Source organism: Neorhizobium sp. T6_25, assembly GCF_002968555.1.
GTDB lineage: Bacteria > Pseudomonadota > Alphaproteobacteria > Rhizobiales > Rhizobiaceae > Neorhizobium.
Map to the genome: position 1 here is coordinate 1 of NZ_PVBL01000058.1, position 2,760 is coordinate 2,760.

A 2,760-nucleotide genomic window follows, 5' to 3' on the forward strand; every position below is an offset into this window, starting at 1 on the left:
GTAAGCGCTGTCCTGACCCCACCTTCCGGATCATCACTTGATCATTGATGTTCAGCCTCGAAAGAGGGCTTGGACATATGTCGATTTCAGAGCTTACGCTTAACTCCAAGGATGAGCCGGTCCACCGGTTTGAGATATTCACCGGCAGTGGCCGTCGTCGCGAATGGAGCGACGATCAGAAGGCGCAGATCATTGCGGAGAGTTGCGAGCCTGGCGTGACGGTGTGCTCTGTGGCGCGGCGGCATGGGTTGACGCCACAGCAATTGTTCACATGGCGACGGCTCGCCCGAAAGCCGCTTGAGGCTCTTGCTGTGGCGGAGGAAGAACCGATGTTTGCGCCAGCGGTCGTCGTGTCGCCGGAGAAATCGGAGCCGAAGAAGGTGCGGCAGGCACGTTTGCCACGAAAAGCTTGTCCGGAGGCGGCTATCGAATTGCAAATTGATGGAGCCACGCTGCGCATCGCCTCTGGCACCGATGCCGCAACGATCGTCGCCGTTATCCAGGCGTTGAAGGCTCAATCGTGATTGGTCCGTCCGGTGCGGTAAAGGTGATGATCGCCACCAAGCCCGTCGACTTCCGCAAAGGCGCGGAAGGATTGGCAGCGCTGGTGAAGGCCCAGATGGGTGCCGACCCGTTCTCTGGCACGATCTACGTGTTCCGGGCCAAGCGAACGGACCGGATCAAGCTGATCTTCTGGGACGGTAGCGGCGTGTGCCTGGTCGCCAAGCGGCTTGAGGATGGCGAGTTCCATTGGCCTCGGATGCAAGATGGTGCGATGCATCTGACGGCCGCTCAGTTCTCGCTTTTGTTCGAGGGATTGGACTGGAAACGCGTTCATGCGCCGAGCGAAACGCGAGCGCCGATAAAGGCTGGATAGCGGCCGCGACCAATTGAATCAGCACTATCTAACCTCTCGTTCTGAGCGGCAAAATATGCTGTTCTCGATCCATGACGATGACGGCAGACGAGCTTCCCGATGACCTGAACGCACTGAAAGCCATGGTGCTTTCGCGCGAGGCGGAGAATGCCCGCCTGCGTCAGATCATCAAGGAATTGCAGCGCCATCGCTTCGGCCGCCGGGCCGAGACCCTTCCCGAAGACCAGCTTCTGTTGGGGCTTGAAGAGGCCGAACAGGTCGAGGCTGTGGGGCTGGAAGAGAAGGAGCAGACGTCGAATGCTCTTCGCCAGGCGCAGGTCGCCAAGCGGCGCACGAACCGGGGTTCGCTACCAGCACACCTGCCGCGCATCGAGATCACAGTCGATATCGATGACCATGCCTGTCCTTGCTGCCGCCATGATCTGCATCGGATCGGCGAGGATGTCAGCGAGAAGCTGGACATTGTGCCCGCCCAATTCCGCGTTCTGGTGGTGCGCCGCCCAAAGTATGCTTGCCGGGCTTGCGAAGAGGTCGTGGTCCAGGCCGCCGCTCCTGCTCGCCTGATCGAGGGCGGCATTCCGACCGAGGCAACCGTCGCCCAGGTTCTGGTCTCCAAATATGCCGATCACCTGCCGCTGTACCGCCAGGCGCAAATCTACAAGCGCCAGGGCATCGATCTCGATCGCTCGACGCTCGCCGACTGGGTCGGTCGTGCCGCCTGGCATCTGCGCCCGGTCCATCAGCGGCTGCTTGATCATTTGAAGTCGTCGTCCAAGCTCTTCGCCGACGAGACGACAGCCCCGGTGCTCGATCCGGGACGTGGCAAGACCAAGACGGGGCAGCTTTGGGCCTATGCGCGTGATGACAGGCCATGGCAGGGCGATGACCCGCCCGGCGTCGCCTATGTCTATGCGCCGGACCGCAAAGGTGAACGTCCGATGGTCCATCTCGAGAGCTTCGTCGGCATCCTGCAGGTCGACGGCTACAGTGGATATCGCCCGCTCGCGGCAAGGAACACCGTGTCGCTGGCATTCTGCTGGTCTCACGTTCGACGCCGCTTCTATGAACTGGCCGCCGCCGGTCCGGCACCCATCGCCAGCGAGGCGCTTCGACGCATCGCCGAACTTTACAGGATCGAAGACGAGATACGTGGCCGCACACACGAGGAGCGTAGCGCCACGCGCCAAGAGAAGAGCCGACCGATCACCGACAGCCTCGCTCCCTGGCTACGTGAACAGCTCGACTACATCAGCCAGAAGACGAAGCTTGCCGAAGCGATCCGCTATGCCCTGTCACGCTGGGATGGCTTAACCCGGTTCATCGACGATGGCCGGATCGAGATCGACTCCAACACCGTCGAACGTTCCATCAGGCCAATTGCTTTGAATCGGAAGAACGCACTCTTCGCGGGTTCTGATGCCGGTGCTGAACATTGGGCGACCATCGCATCGCTCATCGAGACCGCCAAGCTCAACCAAGTCGAGCCTCTGGCCTATCTCTCAGATATCCTCACCCGCATCGTCAACGGCCATCCGAACAGCCAGATCGACGAGTTGTTGCCGTGGTCATATCGCCCGGATAAAGTGGTTGGCTAGCTCCACCAACGGGTATGTCATGACTGAGAAAAGCATCAATTGGGAACAAGATGGAATTGATTCCGGCTGGTTCTTTGCCAAGAACGTCGGGTCGGTGCGAAGCAACGTCAGCTACCGCCCAGGCGGCTGGTGGTTCCTCGCGAAATGGCTGCCCGATACCGAGGAGCATGATATCGGGCCATTCAAAACCAAAGCTGCAGCGATGACTGAAGCAGAGCGCCTTGCTGCCCTGCAGTGACAATGAAACCAGTCAAGCCCTGAATACCCTGGTGTCAGAACAGCGCTTAC

4 protein-coding genes are annotated in these 2,760 nt (G+C 60.1%); all 4 read left to right on the forward strand.

The window, feature by feature from the left end:
* The first annotated feature begins 47 nt into the window (after window positions 1-47).
* The 4 genes from C5L10_RS33270 to C5L10_RS33285 all read left to right on the forward strand — a co-directional run bounded on the left by C5L10_RS33270 (window position 48) and on the right by C5L10_RS33285 (window position 2,710).
* Window positions 48-524: a transposase gene (locus C5L10_RS33270; RefSeq protein WP_105433200.1), complete on the forward strand. Its 477-nt coding sequence runs from the start codon at window positions 48-50 to the stop codon at window positions 522-524.
* A complete protein-coding gene (gene tnpB / locus C5L10_RS33275) occupies window positions 521-877 on the forward strand; it encodes an IS66 family insertion sequence element accessory protein TnpB (RefSeq protein WP_105433201.1) in 357 nt (118 codons plus the stop codon). The genes C5L10_RS33270 and tnpB overlap by 4 nt, the downstream gene beginning before the upstream one ends.
* A 71-nt stretch (window positions 878-948) precedes the next feature.
* Window positions 949-2,472 (forward strand): IS66 family transposase, encoded by a 1,524-nt coding sequence (locus C5L10_RS33280; RefSeq protein WP_105433202.1) that lies wholly within the window; start codon window positions 949-951, stop codon window positions 2,470-2,472.
* Window positions 2,473-2,491: 19 nt separating this feature from the next.
* Window positions 2,492-2,710, forward strand: a complete 219-nt coding sequence (locus tag C5L10_RS33285) for a hypothetical protein (RefSeq protein WP_105433203.1) — start codon at window positions 2,492-2,494, stop codon at window positions 2,708-2,710.
* Window positions 2,711-2,760 lie beyond the last annotated feature (50 nt).

Bases quoted from the DNA above. Each gene is read 5' to 3' on its own strand.
- C5L10_RS33285 (WP_105433203.1), top strand. From the start codon at position 2,492: ATGACTGAGAAAAGCATCAATTGGGAACAAGATGGAATTGATTCCGGC.
- C5L10_RS33270 (WP_105433200.1), top strand. From the start codon at position 48: ATGTTCAGCCTCGAAAGAGGGCTTGGACATATGTCGATTTCAGAGCTT.
- C5L10_RS33280 (WP_105433202.1), top strand. From the start codon at position 949: ATGACGATGACGGCAGACGAGCTTCCCGATGACCTGAACGCACTGAAA.